This is a genomic window from Arthrobacter sp. Br18, from assembly GCF_000520555.1.
GTDB lineage: Bacteria > Actinomycetota > Actinomycetes > Actinomycetales > Micrococcaceae > Arthrobacter_D.
The window spans coordinates 42,529-65,012 of record NZ_KI914854.1 but is presented as its reverse complement, the minus strand read 5'-3'; the positions used below and the strand labels follow the sequence as shown (position 1 = coordinate 65,012).

The 22,484-nt window shown below is 61.9% G+C and carries 22 protein-coding genes and 1 pseudogene; 5 read left to right on the top strand and 18 right to left on the bottom strand.

The window, feature by feature from the left end; genetic code table 11:
• The first annotated feature begins 261 nt into the window (after nt 1-261).
• Together Y704_RS0106950 and lgt are read left to right on the top strand one after the other, a co-directional pair.
• The gene (locus Y704_RS0106950; RefSeq protein WP_035771876.1) at nt 262-852 is read left to right on the top strand and encodes a TlpA disulfide reductase family protein; all 591 of its coding nucleotides are present in this window, start codon (nt 262-264) and stop codon (nt 850-852) included.
• Between the two features lie 180 nt (nt 853-1,032).
• On the top strand, nt 1,033-1,956 hold the full coding sequence (gene lgt, locus Y704_RS19555) for a prolipoprotein diacylglyceryl transferase (RefSeq protein ID WP_081747455.1): 924 nt from the start codon (nt 1,033-1,035) through the stop codon (nt 1,954-1,956).
• Nucleotides 1,957-2,230: 274 nt separating this feature from the next.
• On the opposite strand, the gene Y704_RS0106940 is transcribed toward lgt, so the two are convergent.
• Nucleotides 2,231-3,466, bottom strand: a complete 1,236-nt coding sequence (locus Y704_RS0106940) for a ZIP family metal transporter (RefSeq protein WP_051476781.1) — start codon at nt 3,464-3,466, stop codon at nt 2,231-2,233.
• Entirely contained in the window at nt 3,466-4,536 is a 1,071-nt protein-coding gene (locus Y704_RS0106935) for a multicopper oxidase domain-containing protein (protein ID WP_253904253.1), read from the bottom strand. Before Y704_RS0106935 ends, Y704_RS0106940 begins: the two co-directional genes overlap by 1 nt.
• Nucleotides 4,537-4,654: 118 nt before the next feature.
• On the opposite strand from Y704_RS0106935, the gene Y704_RS19550 reads away from it, so the two are divergent.
• Complete coding sequence (locus Y704_RS19550; protein ID WP_051476780.1) at nt 4,655-5,398, top strand: metal-dependent transcriptional regulator; 744 nt, start codon at nt 4,655-4,657, stop codon at nt 5,396-5,398.
• Nucleotides 5,399-5,624: 226 nt separating this feature from the next.
• On the opposite strand, the gene Y704_RS0106925 is transcribed toward Y704_RS19550, so the two are convergent.
• The 3 genes from Y704_RS0106925 to Y704_RS0106915 form a co-directional block, all read right to left on the bottom strand.
• Nucleotides 5,625-6,023 carry a hypothetical protein gene (locus Y704_RS0106925; protein ID WP_026549579.1) on the bottom strand — a complete coding sequence of 133 codons (399 nt, stop codon included), beginning with the start codon at nt 6,021-6,023 and terminating at the stop codon, nt 5,625-5,627.
• Between the two features lie 985 nt (nt 6,024-7,008).
• On the bottom strand, nt 7,009-7,707 hold the full coding sequence (locus Y704_RS0106920) for a Crp/Fnr family transcriptional regulator (protein WP_035771875.1): 699 nt from the start codon (nt 7,705-7,707) through the stop codon (nt 7,009-7,011).
• Nucleotides 7,708-7,817: 110 nt separating this feature from the next.
• On the bottom strand, nt 7,818-8,297 hold the full coding sequence (locus Y704_RS0106915; protein ID WP_253904252.1) for a DUF6789 family protein: 480 nt from the start codon (nt 8,295-8,297) through the stop codon (nt 7,818-7,820).
• A gap of 816 nt (nt 8,298-9,113) precedes the next feature.
• Here Y704_RS0106915 and Y704_RS0106905 point away from each other — a divergent pair.
• On the top strand, nt 9,114-9,338 hold the full coding sequence (locus Y704_RS0106905) for a hypothetical protein (protein WP_026549575.1): 225 nt from the start codon (nt 9,114-9,116) through the stop codon (nt 9,336-9,338).
• A gap of 318 nt (nt 9,339-9,656) precedes the next feature.
• Here Y704_RS0106905 and Y704_RS0106900 read toward each other — a convergent pair whose 3' ends face one another.
• The 7 genes from Y704_RS0106900 to tatA all read right to left on the bottom strand — a co-directional run bounded on the left by Y704_RS0106900 (nt 9,657) and on the right by tatA (nt 15,818).
• The gene (locus tag Y704_RS0106900; protein ID WP_051476779.1) at nt 9,657-11,018 is read right to left on the bottom strand and encodes a serine/threonine-protein kinase; all 1,362 of its coding nucleotides are present in this window, start codon (nt 11,016-11,018) and stop codon (nt 9,657-9,659) included.
• Nucleotides 11,019-11,253: 235 nt separating this feature from the next.
• Entirely contained in the window at nt 11,254-11,550 is a 297-nt protein-coding gene (locus Y704_RS23955) for a hypothetical protein (RefSeq protein ID WP_155850251.1), read from the bottom strand.
• A 52-nt stretch (nt 11,551-11,602) separates the two neighbouring features.
• Complete coding sequence (locus Y704_RS19545) at nt 11,603-12,727, bottom strand: ferritin-like domain-containing protein (protein WP_081747453.1); 1,125 nt, start codon at nt 12,725-12,727, stop codon at nt 11,603-11,605.
• A 126-nt stretch (nt 12,728-12,853) separates the two neighbouring features.
• Nucleotides 12,854-13,618 carry a class F sortase gene (locus tag Y704_RS25545; RefSeq protein ID WP_216698956.1) on the bottom strand — a complete coding sequence of 255 codons (765 nt, stop codon included), beginning with the start codon at nt 13,616-13,618 and terminating at the stop codon, nt 12,854-12,856.
• 278 nt (nt 13,619-13,896) lie between these two features.
• On the bottom strand, nt 13,897-14,424 hold the full coding sequence (locus tag Y704_RS25650) for a twin-arginine translocase TatA/TatE family subunit (RefSeq protein ID WP_343212823.1): 528 nt from the start codon (nt 14,422-14,424) through the stop codon (nt 13,897-13,899).
• Nucleotides 14,425-14,657: 233 nt separating this feature from the next.
• Nucleotides 14,658-15,443, bottom strand: coding sequence for a twin-arginine translocase subunit TatC (tatC, locus tag Y704_RS0106880; protein ID WP_026549571.1), 786 nt, complete (start codon nt 15,441-15,443; stop codon nt 14,658-14,660).
• Nucleotides 15,444-15,491: 48 nt separating this feature from the next.
• On the bottom strand, nt 15,492-15,818 hold the full coding sequence (gene tatA, locus Y704_RS23310; RefSeq protein WP_155850249.1) for a Sec-independent protein translocase subunit TatA: 327 nt from the start codon (nt 15,816-15,818) through the stop codon (nt 15,492-15,494).
• Nucleotides 15,819-16,252: 434 nt separating this feature from the next.
• Here tatA and Y704_RS24400 point away from each other — a divergent pair, with 434 nt between their 5' ends.
• Nucleotides 16,253-16,438 carry a hypothetical protein gene (locus Y704_RS24400; RefSeq protein ID WP_162149381.1) on the top strand — a complete coding sequence of 62 codons (186 nt, stop codon included), beginning with the start codon at nt 16,253-16,255 and terminating at the stop codon, nt 16,436-16,438.
• A 73-nt stretch (nt 16,439-16,511) separates the two neighbouring features.
• Here Y704_RS24400 and Y704_RS25170 read toward each other — a convergent pair.
• From Y704_RS25170 to tpiA, 6 genes and pseudogenes are all read right to left on the bottom strand, one after another.
• Nucleotides 16,512-17,752 (bottom strand): annotated as a pseudogene (locus tag Y704_RS25170) (serine hydrolase domain-containing protein).
• 590 nt (nt 17,753-18,342) lie between these two features.
• Nucleotides 18,343-19,311 (bottom strand): serine hydrolase domain-containing protein, encoded by a 969-nt coding sequence (locus Y704_RS19535; RefSeq protein ID WP_275451057.1) that lies wholly within the window; start codon nt 19,309-19,311, stop codon nt 18,343-18,345.
• A gap of 176 nt (nt 19,312-19,487) precedes the next feature.
• Nucleotides 19,488-20,261 (bottom strand): TetR/AcrR family transcriptional regulator, encoded by a 774-nt coding sequence (locus Y704_RS19530; protein WP_051476777.1) that lies wholly within the window; start codon nt 20,259-20,261, stop codon nt 19,488-19,490.
• A 105-nt stretch (nt 20,262-20,366) separates the two neighbouring features.
• On the bottom strand, nt 20,367-21,089 hold the full coding sequence (locus tag Y704_RS19525; RefSeq protein WP_035771871.1) for a DUF4386 domain-containing protein: 723 nt from the start codon (nt 21,087-21,089) through the stop codon (nt 20,367-20,369).
• A 243-nt stretch (nt 21,090-21,332) separates the two neighbouring features.
• Nucleotides 21,333-21,581 (bottom strand): preprotein translocase subunit SecG, encoded by a 249-nt coding sequence (secG, locus tag Y704_RS0106845; RefSeq protein ID WP_026549567.1) that lies wholly within the window; start codon nt 21,579-21,581, stop codon nt 21,333-21,335.
• Nucleotides 21,582-21,629: 48 nt separating this feature from the next.
• Nucleotides 21,630-22,445 (bottom strand): triose-phosphate isomerase, encoded by an 816-nt coding sequence (gene tpiA / locus Y704_RS0106840; protein ID WP_026549566.1) that lies wholly within the window; start codon nt 22,443-22,445, stop codon nt 21,630-21,632.
• Nucleotides 22,446-22,484 lie beyond the last annotated feature (39 nt).

Sequence of the window (22,484 nt, the reverse complement as noted above, 5' to 3'; positions counted from 1 at the left end):
CTAGGCACAGTGCCATCACCCAGACTTGCTACTATGAACGATAGTATCAAGTCTCGTGGTGAGGGACATTCCCGGGTGGACCGGAGCAACGAAGGGCGGAGACGGGCATGCAGCCACACGCAAAGGGTAGGAACCTACCAGCCAGAATCAATCCATCGCCAGGTTCACCGCGAACGAAGGGCGGAGACGGGCATGCAGCCACACGCAAAGGGTAGGAACCTACCAGCCAGAATCAATCCATCGCCAGGTTCACCGCGAGGGGTGCGCAGGACCGTCCGGGCAGCAGGCAGTATCGCCCTGGCCTCCGTAGTGTTCCTGGCCGGGTGCGCGGCCCCGGATTCTCTTGCCCAGCAAGCATCAGCCGGGGACAACAAAAACTACATCGCCGGGGACGGCTCCGTGTCCGAGTTCGCCGCCAGCGACCGGGGGGAGCCCATACCCCTTGAAGCGTCCCTTATGGATGGAAGCACGGTCAGCACCGCTGACCTGCAGGGCCAGGTGACCGTGCTGAACTTCTGGTACGCGGCCTGTGCACCCTGCCGGGCGGAAGCACCGGATCTGGAAGCACTCCACCAGGAGTTCTCGGACCAGGGCGTGGAGTTCTACGGCGTTAACATCCGCGATGAGGCACCGACCGCGGCCTCATTCGAGCGGAACTTCGGCATCTCCTATCCGAGCATGCTCGACACCGATGGCAGCATCCTGTTGGGCCTCAGCGCACAGGTCCCCCCGCAAGCAGTGCCGACCACGTTGGTACTGGATAAACAAGGCAGAATCTCAGCCCGGATACTTGGCATCACCGAAAAAAGCACCCTCAAAGCGCTCATTGAATCCGCGTCCAGCGAGTCCTAATCAAAGCGTACCCACTCTTTGAAAGCTGACGACACTCCCCCTGGCTGCCCTTGATCGACGGATCCTCCATCGCGCCTAGAGCCGCAAACCTTCCGGAACCCCCGGACCGGCGCTGCATCGGTGTGCTCGCCGACCCACGTCCCGCTGTGCACACATTTTAATCCCCCATCGAAATAGGTCATGAATACTCTCGCGGAACCCGCCTCTTACCTTCCATCCCCGACCATCAGCGCCGTCCAGCTGGGCCCGGTCACCCTCCACTTTTATGCGCTGTGCATCCTCGCGGGCATCATCACGGCCATTTGGCTGACGGACCGGCGCCTCACCCGCCGGGGCGGTGAGCCCGGGCAGGTTCTGGACGTGGTGCTGTGGGCGGTTCCCTTCGGAATCATCGGAGGAAGGCTCTACCACGTCATTACCGACTACCAGTTGTACTTCGCGCCGGGAAGAGACCCCTGGGGTGCGTTAAGGATCTGGGACGGCGGCCTCGGCATCTGGGGTGCCATCGCCCTGGGCGCCCTGGGCGCCTACATCGGGTGCCGCCGAAACGGGGTGCGTTTCAGCGCGTTCGCTGACGCCGTAGCCCCAGGCCTGCTCATCGCCCAAGGGATAGGCAGATGGGGGAACTGGTTCAACAACGAACTCTACGGAGACCCCTCCACCCTGCCGTGGGCCGTACAGATCCATGAAATGGACCTATCGGCAGGACGGGCAACCCTCGACGCCGCAGGGAACCCGATCGTTCTTGGATACTTCGAGCCGACCTTCCTGTACGAGTCCCTATGGTGCCTGGCCGCAGCAGCAGTGCTGCTACTGATAGACCGACGGTTCAAACCCGGTGCAGGAGCAGTCTTCGCGCTCTACGTGGCCTTCTACACCGCCGGCAGGTTCTTCTTCGAACTGATGCGCTCCGACTACGCGAACACGATTTTGGGATTGCGCGTCAACACCTGGGTATCCGGGATCCTCTTCATCGCCGGCACCCTGGAATTCCTGGCCCTCCACCGCCGATCCCCGTCCACGACCCCCACAGTGCTTGACGCCCGGGAAGAAGAGAAAGGAACAACCCCCGATACAGGCACAACACACAAAAACACTCTGTAGGCCGACCAGCCCCTCCACATCAACCATTTTGTGCCCGTTCTGCTCGACCTTCGGCCACGCTCAATCAAGAAATTTCCTGGCTCACTTACTGACCGAACCTCACGAACCGGGAGCAGGTCAACCCGCGGCAGTTACTTGCCGCGGATTCGTGAGCGGTCAGTTTCAAGAACTGAGTCGCGGTGGCAAATCCTCCGGTCGGCCTATGTGATAGGGGTAAGCGGCGGATTTGTGGCTTGGGAAGCTGTGGTCCGGTTTTGGTGGTTGGGGGATGTGGTCAGGTGATGACGAGGAGTCCGGTGGTGAACATGAAGGCAAGGCCGGTGATGATGCCGCCTGCGGTGAGGGGTGTGAGGGTTCGTCCGGTGTTGTCCTTGAGCATGGGAAGGAGTTTGATGGCGACTTGAGCGAGGGCTCCGGCTCCGATGCCGAGCAGGAACGCGGCCAGTGTGGGTTGGTAGACGGTAGCGCCGATGAGTGCGCCAAGGATTGCCGGTGCTCCTGCGATGAGACCGAGGATGGCGAGGCGGGTAAGTGGTGGGCGTTGTGAAGCCAGGGGTGTGACAATGGCGAGGCCTTCGGTGGTGTTGTGGATCGCGAAACCGATGACGAGGGACGCACCAAGGGCGAGGGAGCCGACAGCGTAGGCGGATCCGATGGCCAGGCCTTCGCCGAGGTTATGCAGTCCGATGCCGACCGCGATTAATAGTGACAGCATCTGCGGCGACAGTTGGCCGGGGTTTGCTATGCCGGCTGGTTTGGTGGCTGGGTGGGTGGTTCGTTGGTGTGCCCAGCCTTCGATGCCTTCCAGGATCAGGTAGGCGGTGGCGGCGCCGAGGAGTACGACGAGTGGGCCGCCGTATGAGGCGTTGTCGCGGACGAGTTCAATTCCTTCGAGGGTGGCGTCGATGGTGAGGTATACCAGGAGGCCGACGGTGAAGGCGAGCAGACCGCGGATCCAGGCTGGTGAGGATCGGCGGACAAAGGGCATCCATAGCAGTCCGAGGCCGATGGGTATGACGCCGACGTAGATTCCCAGCAGCGCCATGAGCCCGAAGAAGGAGGTGCCTTTGTCCGGGCTGAGGACCGCTGCATCGATCGTGGCGCCCACTCTTCCACCGGCTGAGGTGATCAAGGAAATATCGTAGGGATCACCCTGAACCCAGGGGTAGAAGACGGTGACGGTATTGCTTTCCAGATGCGCCATCTGGTTCTCGCTTTGGGTGAACCCGGCGTAGTAGTCAGAGACGACGACCTGGGCGATGGTGACCGGATCGGCGCCCTCATTGCGCACGGTCAGGGTGATCAGACCGTCGGTCAGCTCAATGTTTTCGACCACGACGGCTTCTTCGGGTGGCCTGTCGTCGCCAAGACCGGTCAGGCCGGGCGCATTGAGCAGACTGAACAGTGCGATCAAGGCAGCGATCAATACCAGTGGCCCAAGGCCCAGGACCCAGCGGGGTATCTTCGTCGTTTTCTCCGCTTTGTGCGGTGCGGTTCCGGGGCGGGTCATTAGTCGCTGACCTCGAAAAAGCCCATCCAGCCCAGTTCAGCGAACTCGGTCTTATGGGCGTGGAACATGTACTTGCCCGGGTGGGGGAAACGCATCTCCAGGATCCCGCGTTGTCCCTGTGCCTGCATGATGGTGTCGGTGTACTCGCTCGGGGTCAAGGACGTCCCGGTCGGGTAGTAGTTGAAGAAGTTTCCGTGCACATGGAAGGAATTGATGGGGTCGTATTCCAGGATGTTGATCAAGTGGATGCGCACCAGTTGTCCCTTGGTGACCTGCACGGGATGGTCCATGAAATGGAACGGCAGCCCGTTCACGGAGTAGAACTCGTTATCATCTCCCCCGTCAGTGTTATAGCCGTTCATGACCATGATCATTTCGTCCGCTTCGGGCCGGCCGGCCTTGGGTTCGACGATGAACGCCCCATAGAGGCCTTTGGCGATATGCGGGGCCAGCGGTGACTGATGACAGTGATAAAGGTGGGTGCCGAATGGTTCGGCATCGAACTCGTAGGTGAAACGTTGGCCCGGCAGGATCGATCCGGCACCGATCCCTGCGGTTCCATCCATCTCGGCCCGGTGCACCCCGTGGAAATGCATGGTGTGCGGGTGGGATCCTCCGTTGGTGAAATGAATGCGCAGCGCATCACCCTCCTGCGCCCACAAGCTGGGACCCGGAATCCTGCCGTTATACGTCCAGCCAGGGAACATCACTCCCGGCGCGATTTCTATGTCCCGGTCATACGCCGTGATCTCCCATTCGCGTAAGGTCCTTCCATCCGGCAGGGTACTGACGGTGCCCTTATCGAAGTCACGCAGGATCGCCGTCGGATCAATGCCTGCCCGTCCGGGGGGAACCGATCCCGACGGGAACCCGGCATGCCCTGCATGATTGGACGCCTGGCCCCCCGTCATCGCGGTGTGGTCCATCGCGGTGTGGCCCATCGCACCTGGCTGCGCGACCGCCTGGCCCCGGCCCAGCATCGACAACGGCACTGCGACCGCCGCTGCCGCACCGAAAAGCATCCCGCGCCGGCTAGGCATCACCGATGCGGTGTGCAGAGGTCGCTTCATCACAAATCCAATCCGTCAAACATCCAAGTTCGGCAAGACTAACATTGAACCTGAGTAGGGCGTACTAGCGATCTTGTGACACCTAATTTGCCTGTTGTCCTGCGTTAGGCTTGATTGCATGCCGGTATCCGACCTGACCAATTCCGCCCAGGACTACCTGAAACTCATTTGGACTGCCACGGAATGGTCGACAACCCCGATCACGGTCACCGTTCTGGCGGAACGCATGGGGGTTCGGCCCTCCACCGTCTCGGACAGCATCAAAAAACTCAAGGACCAGGGTCTTCTGACCCATGCCCCGTACGGGACGATCGAACTCACCCCAGCCGGGTCCGCACATGCCGTAGACATGGTCCGCAGGCACCGGCTTCTGGAAACGTTCCTGGTCCAGGTCCTTGGCTATGGCTGGGACGAAGTCCATGATGAAGCCGAAGTGCTCGAGCACGCCGTCTCGGACACCATGATCGAACGCATCGACCAACACCTAGGGCATCCCACCCGCGACCCCCACGGAGACCCCATACCTTCCGCCGACGGCCAACCACACCGTCCCGGCGCCATCCAACTCGGTCACGCGGAACCGATAAGTGAAGTAACTGTCGTCCGGATCTCCGACGCCGACCCCGCAATGCTCAGATACTTCTCCGACATCGGCCTGACCCCCGATGCCCAACTCACCATCCACCAACAACGCCCCTACACGGACACCACCACCATCACCCTCTCCGGCCAACAAAAAAACATAGACCTCGGCCCCGCAGCCTCCAGCGCCGTCTGGGTCACCACCTCTTTAATAAACTCTCGACACGGCCAGGAACACATCGTGGAAACAACCACAGGGGAGTCATCCGCTCGGAAATAAGAGATGAATTGGCGTGTCGCGGTGAAGGATCCATCACCGGGGCAGCCCCGTGAGCCCTCACCGCCTACCCAGTAATCCGGGGCTCTTATCCGACGCCGCGTCACAGACGCCGCATAACCGCCGCACCCCGCCGGGAAATACCAGTTCTGGTTGGTGGCTCCCGGATATGGGTGTGGCACCTACCCCGGGGTCGGGGTAGGTGCCACATCGTCATGCAGGGGTTTGGCTAGAGCAGTCCGCCCAGCAGGCCCTCGTTGTCCTCACCGCTGTCAGTGGAACTGTCGACCGAGTTATCGGCATCGACGTCAGCGTCCACATCAGGGCTGGCATCAACATCAGCGTCATTACCGCTGAAGTTGCCGTTCAGGTTGTCCGACACATTAGTGTCGATCCCGTTGAGCACATTGTTGCCACTCGCGATATCATCAATGTCGAGTACACCACCGCCCAGGATGTTATCCAGCGACACATTGCCGCTGTCGGTGATCCGGTTATCGCTCACCTGGGTGGTGACCTCGTCCACGCTGGTCTCGGTGCTGTTGGCGCTGGCCATGCCGGCGCCTCCGAGAATCATCACACCGCTGATGGCGGTGGCGGCCAGGGACTTCGTCAAAAGATTCTGCATATCGTGCCTCCATAATTCTGTCGGGAGTTGAAGGACAATACTCAATCGGGGCCCGGACCGGAACCGGATGGGTATGCACCCGGGATTCTTCCGTACCCCGTTACCCCCCAACTGCCTCGCAACCGCTTCCAACACCCTGGTGCGCCGTTCTGCCCCGCACAAGAATTGCAGGTCACCCACAGGTTGGACGGCTTTGAGCTGATCCCCTGGGCTCCACCCGCCCACAGGTGGATGACCCGCAAAATTCTTCCAACCAGCCGCTGGGACTGATTGTCAGTGCCCGCCCGTAGTCCCTTCGTGTGGGCACTGAACCAGAAAACCGGTACTTGGTGCACTCACGAAGCTAAAGGATCAGCGGATCGAGGAGGTTCGTAATGCCCGCAGAAGCTGATCATGCCGCGCAAGGCCGAGCTCGACGTCGACAATGTAAAGCCCATCCCCTTCCCGCAGCCACGGCGGGTGTTCTACGCTCTTAACGCAGCCCTCCGGGGTGGTGAGATTAGCTGCTCAGGCACTGTCCTAGGGCTTCGTGTAGTTGGCCCGCTGTAGGAAGTCCGGCGACACCGTCCGGTGTGTGGTAGATACGGCAAGCGAGATCTGTGGTGGGCGCCCGTGTGGGAAAGAGATCGACACCATCAAGGGCGATGGTCGGAGAGCCCGCGAAAGCGGTCCCTTGGATTTCCGCTGCTGATGTCAGTTTCTTCCGATGCACTTTGAGGTCAGCTCTTCCCAAAGCGGCCAGTGCGCTACGGATTCTCAGTGCTGTTTCCTCTGTGTGCGGGCAATGTGGAATGTGCAGCAATTCAATTCTCATGGTCTTTTCCTATGCGCTCGGTGTTCCTATGGGCCGACTTCCGTGTGGGCTCGAGCAGCCGGTGGCGACGGGCGCAGGTGCTCATGCCGGGACGAATCGGCACGGGTCCGCGCGGATGTTTAGAGTCCTGGGGCTGCGGGTACGTCGAGGTCGGTCCCGACGAGGTGGTTGTCAGAAGGTGGTGCGGGAGATGCGGCGGAGCCCGTCGAGGTCGTCGATGGTGATGCGTCCGCGGCCCTGCCGGATGAGCCCGCGGGCGGCGAAGTCGGCCATGGTCTTGCTGGTCGCTTCGCGGGTGACGCCGAGGAGTCCGGCGAGCTGCTCGTGGGTGAGTTTCACGGCGCGGGCGTGGGTGAAGCGGCTGCGCGGGGCCGTGTCAGCGAGTTTGAGCAGTGTCGAGGCGGTCCGCGCCGTGAGGGGCCGCAGTGCCCTGTCGGTGAGTCGCTCTTCGAGGCGGGCCACCTGTTCGCCGAGGAGGCGGGAGATTTTCACAGCGATCTTGGGGTTGGAAAGAAAGTGTTCTTCGACGTCCGCGGCGCTGAGCTGGCAGATGACGGAGTCTTCGATGGCTTCGGCGTAGTTGTCATACATTTGCTGGCCAACCAGCAGCATCTCGCCGAAGACTGCGCCGGGTTCGAGGATCGCGATGGTGAGGGTTTTACCGTCCTCGGCGACACGGAAAATCCTGATCCGGCCTTCCTTGAGGATGAACAGGGCGCTCACCGGCTGGCTCTGACTGAAGACGAGTTCACCGCTGCCGAACCGTTTCGGAGGAGACGCCCGGTCCAGGGCTGCCAGGTCGCGCGCGGAGAGGTCAACGAAAAGCTCGACGGCGTTGAGGCAGCTGAAGGGCTCCCCTGTCTCAGCCAAGGAATCTACCTCCCGTTCGTGGGGTGCCCACCCCTTCACCAGCGTACTAGCGGCGGATAGGACAGTTCTCGAGCACGCATCATTCAAGCGGTGCGCTGTCATCGGTGCAGTCATCGGCGGCGTCGGATGATGACGGCCGCGACCAGTCCCAGAATAAGACCGTACATCAGGTGTCCCACCAGGGACATCAGAGACGATCCGCCGAGGGTGAGGACAGGCATGCCCATCATGGCAGGCATGATCACCAGAGGCCCGAGCACCCACCACAGGGCCCCGTAAACCAGACCAATGAAAGCACTTTTTACGAGGCTGCCGGTGAGCAGACCAGCGCCGGGAATGGTCAGGACAAGCCCTATCAGTATGGAGATAACCAGGTGAACGATGAATCCCACGGCTGCTGAAGTAGAGCCGATAAGGGAGGCAATCATCGGGAGCATACCCATCATGGCCATCAATGCGCCAAAAACCATTCCACCGCTCAGCCCACCGACAACACCTGCCAGGAGCCGCAACGTGATAGGTGGAGCCGTCGAAGCGGACGGAGTATTGCCGGCGGCATTAGCCGGTGCCGCGTTGTGTGATGCAGTCATGATGCATGCCTTCCTCGTCGCAGATGTTCTCCGACGGTAGGCTCCCACCTCGCCCCGGCTCTGTAATCTGGAACACACAACAGCGAAGAGCACCAGGTGGTGACACCCGGAGGGCTATAGCAGTCAGGCCCGATCATCGACCACTGACCGTCCGGTACACGGCATAGGCCGGTAAGCAGACCCAGAATGGTCCAGGAAGGCACCGCCCATCCCCATCCGTCCTGCCCGCAGAACAGGTCCGAATCACCTACAACGTCGATCGCGAGGATCGCCACCAGTCCAAGGGCCCCTCAAACTAGGGCACCTTCTTCGGTACCCGGTCGAACGGGACTGTAAATGAAACGGTGAATGAGCTATACCTGCAGTGGTTCATCCACCTGTGGGCGGGTGGACCCCTTGGAAGTCAGCTCAAAGCCGTCCACCTGTGGGTCAACCACTTCCATGAGCAGGTTAGGTGGTATGGCTTTGGCGGGGGACGGGGTAGGTTCTACCGGCTGCGGCGAGGCCCTGAGCAGGAATTTGCTGTCTTGGTGGAGTTTTAAGGATCGGTGGGTAGAAGCGACGGCAGTACCGGGCCGCTCGGCACCGGCGCTGGTCCCGGTGGCAGTACAGGCGGCAGTACAGGTGGATCACTTGGTGTGGGTACCGGCACGGTCGGAACAGGGGTGGGGCCACCCGATGGAGGCACCGGTTCGGGTGTGGGTTCGGCGGGAACAATGCTACTGAGCACCGGCGCGGGCCCGGGTGGTGCGGGGGTTACTGCAGGAACGCTCGGCGCCGGAACCGGCGCGCCAGGTACCACCGGAACCTGCTGCCGTGGAAGGACAGGAAGCACAGGCACCGGGGCAGGCACGGGAGCAGGGGCGCCAGGCAGCACAGGAGCCGGTTGCCGTGGAGGTACTGGCAGCACAGGCACTGGAGCGGGAGCTCTCGGAGGCAGTACTGGCGCCGGCTGTGGTGCTGGTGTCGGCGAAGCAGTGGAGGGTTCTGGGGGCTCTGATGTGGGTGTCGGGCCTGGTGTTGGTTGTTCTTGGGCGGTGATTCTGGCTTCCAGACCAGCCCGCAGGGCTGCTATAGCGGTGTCGATGCGCTCCCTTCGATCGGCGGGAACTGAACCGTTGTCGACCAAAAAGTTGAGCCTGAGAACGAGGCCGTCCAGGGTTTTCAGTGATGCACTGTAGTCCTCATTGATGGTGTGCCGGGTTACGGCCAGGACGTCCGCCTGGCGTTGCTCCGCGGCGCGGACATTGTAGTCCTGTGCCCCGCTGCAGCCGGTAAGCACAACAATCCACAACGCCGCCACCGTCGTAGTTTTGCGGGTCCGGTTGAAGTGGCGCATTTCGTTGCGGCGGAAAGTCATCAGGGGTCCACGCTTTCCTGCAGGTCAATAAGGAGTTCGCCCAGTTCCCCCGACGCTGGGGGGTAATCCACGGGAACGGGTTGAGCCTGTCCGTCAAAGACCAGCATCAGCGCCACGACGGTAAAAAGGATTCCGATTAGTGCTGCAAGAACAATCAGCACCCACCGCAGAACAGGCTTTTGATGATGTTCCGCCACCGAGGGATGTGGTTGCGTCGTGGTGTCGGTGGCGGTATCAATGTCGAGCGAGTCCGTGATGGGAGAGGACGATAAGGCGTCCAAGCGCAGTGACCCGGTGGGTCCAAGTTCAGTCGGCGTGCCTTTTCCCTCGGCGCTTGCGGTTTCGGGGACGATGTCCCCTGGCCGGGTGGGGTTGGCGTTGTCAGGTTCCACCGTTGCCTCGGGAAGGATGTGCGCTGCCGATTCAGGAATGATGTGCGATCCGGCGTGGAAGTCCTCTTCGGTTCCGAAAAGGGGGTCATTTTGCAGGGTTGCGGAGACGTCGGCAGCTCTCGGACGGGCGGCCGCGTCCTGGGCAGTCATGCGGGTGAGCAGCCCTACCCAGGGGTCGCCGAGTGTTACCGGGATGTCAGGGTCCCGGTGGAGACGCGCCACGGCTGACGCGGCGGCCGGACCAGGAAAAGCTGTGACTCCTGTCAGGGTTTCCAGCAGGACCAGCCCGAGGGAGTAAACATCGCTGGCTGAAGTGACAGGGCCGCCCCGGGCCTGTTCAGGGCTAGAGTACGCGGCCGTTCCGATGGACTGTCCGGTACCGGTGAGACGGGATTCGTCAAGAACGCGGGCGATACCGAAGTCAGTGAGCTTGTAGCGGGTCCTCCCGTGGAGATTCTCATCGTTTGAGATGAGGATGTTCCCCGGTTTCACGTCCCGGTGAATGATGCCGCGCCCATGAATGTCGGCCAGGGCGTCGGCGATCCCGGACCCCAGGGTCGCCGCCGGGGCCGAGGCGAACGGTCCCTGGTGCTTGGCGCGCTGCAGATCCGTTCCCCGGACCAGTTCCATCACCAGGTACGTTTGTGGATGCAAGGTACTGGTATCTGTTCCGATATCAAAAACAGTCACGAGGTTAGGGTGATTCAGCCCTGCCAGGACCTTTCCTTCACCATGCTGGCGTTGGGCATCGTTTTGCGTCGTTGAACTTGCCCGGAAAACTTTCACTGCCACTTCCCTGCCAAGCAGTTCATCCGTTGCCTGGTAGACAGAGGCCATGCCGCCTTGGCCGATCAGGACACCCAAGGCATACCGGTCACCCAGGACGATGGCTCCCTGTGACCTGGGACCGCCCACCGGGATGGCCGTATCAGGCGTGGAGCCCTCAAGTTGATCGCCAACGCTGCTCATTTTGTGACTCTACCGACAATACTGATGACCCGTTGATCCGTTCCCGGCGCTTTCAGCCGGACAATGAAAACCCTCCCCCGACGCCGCCCGGATTTCCTCGTCATCCGTGAAAGCCACTGCACTATATTCCGGAATTCGAGAATTTCGGACTCCTAGTGTCCTAGGGTTTCAAAGTCTTTCACGACTTTCGGGAGCCCCAGTGAGGGTCGGTCCCGCCGCACATCGCGGCCGACCCTCACTGGAAGAAGTGGGAGTAGCTCTGTCCGCAGCACTGGAGCTTCTGCTTGTCCCGAACGGTGGTGCGAGCCCCGGCTGAAGGGCCACCAGGTGGTTGGCGGAAATGCTCGGTGTCGCCATCGAGGTATGTTGCTGTCGCGCCGACTGGACGATCAGAGGGTGGCTGCTGTTCTTCCACTGGCTGCTGTTCTTTTTGCTGATGGATGGTCCGGGCTGTTCCGGGTCGAGTTCTGCCGTGTTCTTCCCGCAGCGCACTGATGGTCACCATGACCTTGTTGTGGTGGATGGTGACCATCAGTGCTCAGTGTGGTCGCGTTGCTGCGAGAACCCGCTGCGAGGGTGTTTCTTTACTCGGAGGCTGCCGGGGTGTTGTCCGCGGTGGTTTTGTTCCCCATTTTGTGTTGTACGGCCAGTGCTGCGCCGGCGGCCAGGGCCACTCCGCCGCCGAGGCCGATCAGGCCCATGTCGGGCTGGCCGGTGGTGGATCCTTCGATTCCGGTGTCGGGTGCGCCCGAGGGCATCGCTCCGGCTGGTGCGGCGGCGAGGTTTCCGCTGCCGTTGAGTTCGCCGTTGACACCGTTGGGGAAGAACCCGCCGGAGCGTACGGGCTCCGGGTTCAAGTACACGATGTTCAGGACCTGACCCGGGGTGCGGCTGAAGACCAGTCCGTTGGCATCAGTGGGCACCAGGTTCGCGACGTCGTTCAGCACGATGGGCTGATCGATGTCCTCGGGGCCGTCGACCTTGTCGCGAAGATCGGAAATCGCGATGGTCGGGGCGATGAGGTCGAGCCCGGACAGGGTGGTCCGGATGATCCCGGCGTGGTACGCCTCGACGGCGAGGAGACCGGCCGCGGCGTCGAGGAACGTCTTGTTGGTGATCAGCGGGGCGGCGCCCTTGTAGGCGGTGACTCCGACATCTTCGAAGATGAACGCACCCAGCAGGAAGTTCTCTTCGCTTTCGTAGACGTCGAAGGGCTCGCCTTCCTTGATCAGCCCGGCGGCCACGGCGGCCGCGGTGAAACTCGCGCCGATGTCGATGGCAGGCCGGGACACAGCGGAACTGCCCAGTGCTGTGCGAAGGAGAGCGACGTGTGCTTTCTCGTCAGCGGCGATTTCCCTGGCGTACTGCTCGATTTTCTTGGTTTTGAAGGGAACGGCGTGTCCGCCGGTCACACCGCCGGGGGTACCTGTTCCGCCGATCATGTCCGATGACAAGCCCTGGCCGTCGATGGCCCGCAGGTAGAACTCTGCTTCCAGGTATTCCAGGTTCAGTGCGAAGTTCAGGATCGCGGAATCGCTGGGCCCTTCCATATCCATGGGTGCGGCGCTGGCTGGTCCCGCGGTGGCCAGCAGGGCCGCGGAGCTGACGCCGAGACCGGTCAGTCCTGCGGTCCGGAAGAAACGGCGACGGTCAACAGGACTTTCAGCACTCCTGGAAATAGCTTTGGCAATAAAACTCTGATCGAACATAACCCAGCACCAACCGTTCACTAGAGACCCTGGGAGATGTTGAGAAACTCCCTCGTGTACTCCTGATCATCATGGTTCCAGCAGGCAATTACAAGAACCGCGCCGACAAATGACCAAAAAAAGTGACTAGGTTCCGGCGGGGTGGCTGGAAATGAGGTAGGCATACACGACGGTGTTCTGGGTGAATTCGCCGGTGGAGGGCTCGTAACCGCCGCAGGTAATCAAACGCAATTCCGCCCGGTCAGTAGGCCCGTACACCTCCATGGTGGGAAAGTTGTCCTGATCATAGGTATCCGTCCGATACACCTGGAACACCGCGACCGTCCCGTCCGCGCGGGTCACCGAGACCTGGTCCGCGTCCTGCAATTCATGCAGACGGTAAAACACACCGATACCGGTCTGCGTCGAGTTGACATGACCGAGGATGACCGAAGCCCCCAACTCGCCGGGTGTCACCGAGCCCTCATACCACCCCGCCGGAGAACCAGCATCCCCGGGAGGAACAGCCACCGTCCCATCGGGCTCCAGCCCCAGTTTCATCAGCGAAGAATCCACCCCAATAATGTCACTGGCCACACTGACCGGCTCCGAAAACGGTAGGACCGGCCCTACCACGGCACCTGAGGTGCCCGGAACCTCGGGAGCAGCCGGCGCCGCAGGAACTGTCGAAGCCTCAGGAACGGGCGGCGCCTCAGGAGCGGGCGGCGCCTCAGGAGCGGGCGGCGCAGTGGTCAGTGGGAGAGCAGGAGGCGATGACGGTACAACCGTGGATTGGTAGGCGGCGGTCTCGGCTGATGCGTCGCTTTGCAGACCGACACCAACAGTGCCGATCCCACCCGCCAGGAGCACAGCCGCGGCCACGGACAACAGCCTGCGGCCGCCCGAACCCATGGCCCTCGATCGTCTATGTTTCATCTACCCAGCCACCGTTACCCTCAGGAACGCCCTGCGATTTGCAGGCCCGTCTTTGATGCCGACGTCGAAACCATCCACTGCACCTTTGTCATTGTCATTGTCATTGTCATTGTCATTGTCATTGTCATCGTCATGCCGCCGCGCTGCGCTATTCACGAATCACACGCCGCGCACGGGATGCGATGATCCTTAGCTGACCATAGAGCGATTCGGTCTGTCTAGGACGCGGAAAGGGACGCGAACCGCGATGGTTGTCACTGACCGGCACTGCCGATGGTCGCTCGATCGCCGGGTTTGGCTGGAACACGGGGGGTCGGGGATTCGCTGACACGCGGGCTTGGGGGTTCTTCGCTGCCACGGGCGCTCGGCGGTTCACTGATTTCGGATCCCAACGGCTGTCCAAGGGCGGAATCAGAGGATGCCGGCGATGCTGCGTGCGCTCCTGCGGTCGGCCCTGGAGGTGGTGGGGTATGGGCTCCCGACGCGGGCCAAGGTGCGCCTGCGTCGGGGGGCTTGATCGGCTCTTCCAAGTCATCGGCCAGGGCTTCTTTGATGATGCGCCGTGGGTCGTACTGGCGGGGGTCGAGTTTACGCCAGTCGACATCATCGATTTCAGGACCCATTTCCTCCCGGAGCTGGACACGGGCGCCGCTGGCCATCCGGCGCAGGGTACGCACCAACTGCCCCAGTTGCGCGGCATAGTCCGGAAGCCGCTCAGGACCCACGATGATGACAGCAAGGATTCCCAGCAGTATGAATTCGTACCCGTTGATTCCCAACACAACGAGAACACTACAGCGACGATCACCGCGGAATCGCTCAACTATCCCGATTAATCAGTTTCAGTTGGTCTTCTGACAGCACACAATCCAGCATTTCCTGACCGATCAACACACGCAAAAAGAAGCCGGCGCCCCGGGACAGTGATGACCTATTCCACGTTCTGATCACAACTCTGAACAGAACACGCGAAGGTCTGATCAGAACACCCGAAGTTCTTTTTTCCTGTCGCCGATTAGATTCCGTCGATCACTGAGGCCCGGTTGGCTGTTGCCTCCAGATATGCCTGCTGGACGGTGTTTCTCCGGGCCCGCCGCTTGTCGTTCAGCAGGCACAAACCGATAGCGATGAAGAAGAGCAGCAGCATCGGCGCCGCGAGGTAGAACATGCTCATCGCGTCCGCACCAGGGGCTGCCATCGCAGCGAAAAGACACACCAGGAAGATGGTGATACGCCACGCCTTCAGGATCTGCTTTCCCGAAACGATGCCCACCAGATTCAACCCGAACAACACCACCGGCAGGAGGAACGCTATGCCGAAGGCAAGCATCAACCGCAAAAGGAACGTGATGAACACGGTCACGGTGATGATGTTCGAGAAACCCCCCGGGGTGAAGTCCGTCAAGACGCGCACCGCGTTAGGCAGGATCAGCCACGCCAGGAAGATCCCGGACAGGAACAACGGCACGGCCACAGCAATGAAGGCGACCGTGACCCGGCGCTCCTTCGTTTTCAGGCTCGGGGTGATGAACGCCCACAACTGATACAGCCACACCGGGCTCGACAACACCAGACCCAGGAACACCGATACCTGAATCATGAGGTCAAAGGGCGAAGCCACACCATCGAAGTTCAGTGCCGCGCTGCGTCCCTCGCGGGCATTCAAATCCTGAATAGGGCGAGACAACGCGGCCAAAACCGGATCATAAACAACGAAACCGGCCACGGTACCCAACACCACGGCAACCGCCGCGATGAAAAACCTGTCCCGTGCCTCTTTCAGATGCTCCCCAAGCGCCATCCGCCCCTCAGGATTGGATTTACGTCCTCCCCCGCGCACCAAAACGCCCTACAGCGAACGGGCCGAAGGATGAACAGAAGCCTGAGGTCCGGGACCGGGCCTGGCAGCATCAGGCCCAGCAGCATCAGGCGCAGCAGAGGCATCCGCTGCCCGGGCCGTGCCGTCCGGGCGAGAAGGAACAACAACATTACCGACAACCGGCACGGATTTCTCCTCCGCTGTGTCATGGCCATCTTCCTTCATCTGCTTGACCTCTGATTTGAAGATCCGCAGAGACTGCCCGACGCTACGCGCCAGCCCCGGCAGTTTCGGCGCCCCGAACAACAAAACAGCAACCGCGATAATAATGATCAAATGCCAGCCCTCAAGCCTCATACCCATAATCCTCTCGTAAGTCCACCCAGTGTAAGTCATCACCAAAACACACACCCCCCACCCATTCCACTGAAACAAAACAACAACTAAAAAGCCCTTACGTGGGGATAACGATCTACGAGGGAAGGCCACAGCTGTCAAAGCCGATCGATAAAAATAAGTGCCCTGAAGGTCGGATCCTGGTCAGGGAAAAACGTCCCGGTGACGCCCCTGCCGCATCCCGCATGGCGGAGCGTTACGACATGGAAGCCGGAGCAATCCGCCCCTTCGCATTTGAGGACGGGCCGGGCGCCTTCGAAGAGTTGCAGTAGCCGGCTCCGCCAGTACATGTACAACCGCGAAAGTGCACTAACGAACATGGCCTGAATCCTCGTGGTACCTGGTGCGCCCGTCGCGGCCTGGCTGTGTAAGCCCACGTGTAAAAAAGTCTCATCGTGTCGATTAGTGAAGCACGAACGAAACCGAGCCTCGTCCGCTACGCCCTTCTTGGCGCCGTGGGCGGCGTTGTTGGAGGCGCCGTATTCATCGGCGTAACCATGTGGTTCTCAGCAACCCAGGGCAATCCGGCGGTCGCACCATTCAACCTCATCTCATCGATTGTCCTAGACGACATCAGGTAGGAACCCGAGGCACTGGAGAACGCCTCCAACGGCCCTGTCCCGTCGAGGATCGGCGACGGCGCGAACGTCACGATCACGATCCGGGGCCCGCTGATGGCCGTGCCCCGGCACGTGTCCCCGACCGCCGAGTCAGGACGGTGGCCGCCCCGGCGAGACAGCTGAGCATGAGAGCCGCCGTCAACAGGTGGGTCTCTGTCGGGAGGTACGAGGCGATCAGGTCCCGCTGTGGCACCAGCCACCCTGTGGCCGCGACGGCGGCGATGAGTGTGAGTACGCCCACCCTACCCAGCCAACTCCAGATCCCGCGGGCGGGAAGGGGGCGCCACAGCCAGCTCCGATGCCCGACGAACACTTCTCTGAGGAGGTATCCACCCCACCCCAGGGCACCCGCGGCCAGTAGGCCTCCGACGATCAAGAACGTGGTTGCCACGGGTTCGAGGTCGCTCTCGAGCCGGACACCAATATTGGAGGAACCGGTTCCCAGCCATGCCTCCCAAGCCTGCATGATTACGCCGATCACTGCGTAGTTACGACTGTTGGAGAGTACGACGATGCCTTCGCCACGATCGGGCAGGGTCATAAACTGTGTCGAGGTACCCCTGTTACTACCCCCGTGGCCGATCCCGGTAGCGCTGCTTGGGAGGGCGTCGACCTCGTACCCGAGGCTGGTGGTCATCTGATCCGGCAGGATGAACTCGCCGGTCATCAGGAAAAACGTCCCGGGCAACAACACGCCGCGTCCCGAGGGCTCGCCGTCGGGTCCGGGCATTCCCGCTGCCATGAACCGGGCCACGTCCGTGGCCGTGCTGTAGAGCCCGCCGGACGCGCGCTCGGTGAACACGGAGTTGGGCATGGGCTGCCCCGCGTCGTCGTACCCGATTGCAGTGACGTCCTGCATGTCGTCCCGCCATTGAAAGGTGCTCCGGGACATCCCCAGGGGGCGAGGACCTCACGCTGCATGTAGGCGGAGTACTCCTCACCGGTAACTTCCTCGATGACCAGCTGCAGCACTGTGAACCCGCCGTTCGAGTAACGGAGCTGCTGACCCGGTTCCATGGTGATACGCACATCGTCGGGCCGGCTCCTGGCATCGACCGCGCCGCTTTCACCGGCCAACGATTCCTCCAGAGCGGGCAGCGATTTGGTGATCGGCAACGGGGAGTAATCCTGATTGTTCAATCCAGCGGAATGACTCAACAAGCGACCAACGGTGACGCCGTCGCTGTCATAAGGTGAGGCCGGGAACTGCCACCGGCTCAAATAGCTTTCGACCGGCACATCGAGGCCAAGCCGTCGCTGCTCAACGAGCCGCATCACGCCCCAGGCGGTCACCGCCTCGGTCAACCATTCGGCCTGATGACGGTCAAGGTGTTCAGTGAAGCCCTGCATATCTCCGCTGGCGGTTGCCGGTCGGGCGATGAACCCCGCCAGCACCAGACCGGCTGCCGGACAGGCGACGAACCCTACGAGCAGCCACCGCCACAGCCTCCTACGGGGCGGGCTGGTGAGAGGGTCCTGATACATGGCATCTCAGTCTCAACTGATGGGATCAGCTAAGGCTGCGCCTGTTTCAGGGCCGGCACCATGACACGTGATTGACGATCACGGCCATCAGCAGCAACGCGAAACTGCGTGACGGCCTTCGCTGATGCTCGGTGAGGTGATTGGCGATCAGAACGGTGAGTCTGCACCTACTCCTCTCCCGAGAATCTGAAGATTCGGGCACGGTTTGAACTGGGCATCCCGGCGATCGCTCACGTCGAAGGCATCGGTGCAGAAATCATGGGAGCCGGCAGGGCCGATGACCGGTGAGGACCATCGCCGCGATGAGTGGTGAGGGTGAGCAGTGCGTTGTCTGAGAGGAGACCACGATCGGCCCTCTTTCGGTGACGCGGTGCTCTCGATCACGCTGCCGGCCCGCCGTTGACGGCAGGAGACGGTGGCACCGTTCCGGGTGCAGCGAATTCCGTAAGGATCCGAAACCCCTGCCTGTCGACAGAACCGTGAACCGCCGCGAGCACAACGACGCCGGTGCCGGCGTCCCGGTCGAGTCCAATCCAGCTGCTGAACCCACCGGTGCTGCCGTTGTGCCACGTGACCTCACGGCCCCGGTGCTCGAGTGTGATCCACCCCGCACCGATACCGACCCGGGGAGTGAATTCCGAGACCGGATCGAGCGCGGAGAGACCCCTAGCTGTCCCGTCGAGGACCGAACGAAGAAAGCCGCGCATAGTGCTTATGGTCGCGCGCACGCCTCCCGCGGGCGCGACGGCCTCACCTACCCAGGGGTGCATCGGGCGTCCGAACCGATTGAATCCCGTCAGATCCGCACGCCCGAGGTCCTCCGCGCGCGCGGGAGTCGAGAACCCGGCGCCCAGGACGTCCTGCAGGAGTTGTTCGTAGCTACTCCCGGCTGCTTTCGCTACGGCATGCCCGAGTAACTGAAAACCCAGGTTCGAGTACCGAGGTCGAGGGACGCCAAGGCGCACGTTGCGTGTCTGGTTCAGGAGGTCGACCAGCGAATCACCGTAAGGGTTTTCACCTCCGATCACGAACCTCAGGTTTCGACGAAGCGGATGCATACCTGGCGGCAAGCCCGGAAGACCGGAGCGGTGAATGGCCAGGGAACTCAGGCTCACGGAGCCAACCTCTCCGTGACCCTCAAGCGGAAGCAACTCGCGAAGGACTGTCGTCTGCGAGATGAGGCCGAGCTCTGTCACATGCCTGTACAACATGCCGGTGAGCACCTTTGAGATCGACCCGATCTCGAAGGTGGAATGATGGTCAGAACCCGCTGTCGCAGTCATCCCACGCTGAGGGGTAACCACCGCCACCGCTGCCGCGGGCGCCGTTGTTCGGAACGCGCGGTCCACGGCGCGCACAAGTTCAGTGTCCCCAAGCCATTCGGTCTTCACGACGACCCTCCTCTCTCGGAACTGGTGCTGCCCGATAGGTTCCCGGGCTTACGAATTGTCGGGATTGCGCTGTTCAGGGCTCTGAGCCGGAGCGCAGTAGATCTCGTGACAGTCGGCGTGAACCTGGTCGCCGTCTACGTGTGCCCGTCCATTCGTGATGGAAAGGCTGCGGTCGGCCCAGCCGCCTGCTTGCTGGCCGCGCTGGCTGGTGAGGCCCAGCCCTGCCGGTGTAGCAGCTCGAATCCATCGAGGAGCAGGTTCAGGGCGAACTCGAACTCGAACTGGTCGTCGCAGCCCTGCCCTACAACCGAGGCATCGTCGTGCGCACTTGATGCAGCAATGACGGCAATGTTCGGATACAGCTCTGCCATCTGCTGCAGCATCACCGCTCGGGCGGCCGGTGACATCTCGGTTTGGCCGGCGGCCTCGGCAGAGTCGTCGAACAGCTCCTGAGTGAAGCCCCACATGCGCCCGCCCAGAGCATGCATGACGTGGTGGGTGAGATCGGCAGAGAAGCCGCCCGCCAGGAACATGCCGATGAAGGAATCCATATAGGCGAGGACGGCAGGGGTCTTCGTGGTGCGGGATTCAACAACCCGCCGCGCCCAGGGGTGCCGAGCCAGCGCGTGCCTCGCCGAGAGAACCCGCAACCGGACAGCTTCCCTCCAACCGGCACCTGCTTCAGGGGGCGTGATCTCAGCGACGATGGCTTCAACCATGCCGTCAAGGAGCTCTTCCTTGTTCGAGACGTGCTTGTACAGCGCCATCGGTGCCACCTGGAGCTCCTGGGCGAGCCGGCGCATGCTGAGCGCATCGATGCCGATCTCGTCGGCCAAGGCGACGGCGGCTTGCAGCACGCAGTCCCTGTTGAGGCGAACCCGCCGGTCCCCGTCGAGCTTTTCGATCACTTCCTGCACTCTCCTCGTCAACCGCTGGTGAGGTCATTAGCGGGAGTGCAGCGTACACGTTACAGTGCCGGCTTCATAGGGACGCTGCATCTCTTCGGGGCCCTTTCACCGCGCGGCCGCGGCGACGTCGGCCAGGGCTGCAGGAGCGGTGAGAATACCCATGGGGCGGAAGCCCTTGGTGATGAGCCACACTGCCAGGGATACCTCCCAAGCGAACACGGGAAGCGCAACGAGGAGGCCAACGGTAGACATCTGCTCGTATGCGCCGAACATCACGGCGATCGCGGAAAGGACGATCAGCACCCCGCCGACCAGCCCGAGCACGGCGATGGCGCGGGGTACCAGACCTGATGAGTACATCAGGTAGGCCAAGAGCAGCGAGGCGGCGCCGAGGGCGAAGTTCGGTCCGAACAGGAACGTCCAGCCGTGCAGGGCCACGAGCGAGGAGCCGATGGTGGAAAGTGCCGCCAGGTCTGCGTCGGCGGCTCCGTCGAACTGCCGGCGAAGCGTGACGATCGACAACAGGCTGAGGATCCCGACGAGAAGAACCGCCGCCTCCAACACGCGGGCCGCGACGAAACCAAGAGCAACCCCTTCGTTCTGCCGTTTGAGAATCGGGTACAGCGTTACGGCGGTGCCGACGGCGGAAATCACCAGGAGCAGTTCGAAGAGAGCGCCGAGAAGGATCGAATCATCTGTGCCGGCACCGGTGATGTAATCGGTGCCTCTCAGGATCGGACTGTAGAGGGCAGCTCCTGCGATCGCGCCCATCTGGGTGAGGAGGAAGAACACTCCGGCGATGACGGCGGTAGGTCTGGACAGTTCCATCAGAATCCCCTTTGACAAGGGTATACGGCATACACGCTGTGATGAAACCTAAGGTGTACACCGTACTCCTGTCAAGATCCGCCGGCGCCGGAACTGATGGCGGCGGTATGGCGGTGCAGCGCCAGCATTTCGCCAAGGAGAGAGGCTGGACACGACGGTGTGGAGACGACGTTGGAGTTGAAGAGGCGGCGCTTTCTGCGGATCCGGTACCGCGCGGTTCACGTCATCAAGAAGCGGCGCTCGTCAGGCGTCGGCGAAGCGCTGGATCAGTCCGAGAGCCACAATCACGGTGCCCCAGGCGAGGCCGAGTGCAACAGTGAAACGGTTAAGGTTACGCTCGGCCACACCCGACGAACCCATGCTGGACGTCATACCGCCACCGAACATGTCGGACATTCCTCCGCCGCGCCCCTTGTGGAGCAGGATCAGGAGGGTCAGCAGCAGGCTGGTGACACCCAGGAGGACGAGCAGGATGGTTCGAAGGATTTCCACAGTGCCCTTTCAAGGCTGGTGGCCGCGGATCAGCGGCGTGCGCACGAACTAGTCTGTTCCCAGATGCTGTTCGAACCTGACAATACTAGCAAACTCGGAGACATCGAGGCTGGCCCCGCCGACGAGCACGCCGTCGACGTCGCGTTCCCGGAGGATCGAGGCAGCGCTGGCGGCCTTGACGGATCCGCCGTAGAGCAGGCGCACCTTCGCGCCGGTTTCCGTATCGAAAAGGGTACCGAGCTCGGCCCGGATAGCCGCGCACATCTCCTGCGCGTCGTCCGGACCCGCGACCTCGCCGGTGCCGATCGCCCAGACAGGCTCATAGGCAATCACGAGGTCGGCGGCCTGCGCGCGGTCCAGCCCCGCAACCCCCCGGCGCACCTGCTCCAGCGTGTGCTCTACATGGGCGCCCGCCTGACGCACCTCGAGGCCCTCACCGACGCACAGCACCGGCACCAGGCTGTGGCGGTAGGCAGCGTGGACCTTCTCGTTCAGCACCTCGTCGGTCTCCTGGTGGATCGTCCGGCGCTCGGAGTGTCCGACCAGGACGTACGTGCAGCCGAGCCGGCTGAGGAACTGTCCAGAGATGTCGCCGGTGTAGGCGCCGGAGTCCTTCGGCGACAGGTCCTGGCCACCGAAGACCACAGAAAGGTCATCCCCCTTCACCAGGGTCTGCACCCCCCGGAGGTCGGTGAACGGCGGAAAAACCGAGACTTCCACGCGTGAGTGGTCGTGTCCGGCGTCGTCGAGCGTCCATGCGAGCTTCTGCAGGAAGGTGATGCCCTGGACATGGTCCAGGTTCATCTTCCAGTTTCCGGCGATCAGCGGACGGCGGTCGAACTTGCCGTTGGTCGAGGTGGTCATCTGCTACTCCATTCGGGTGGGTGTCATGCCGGCAGGACC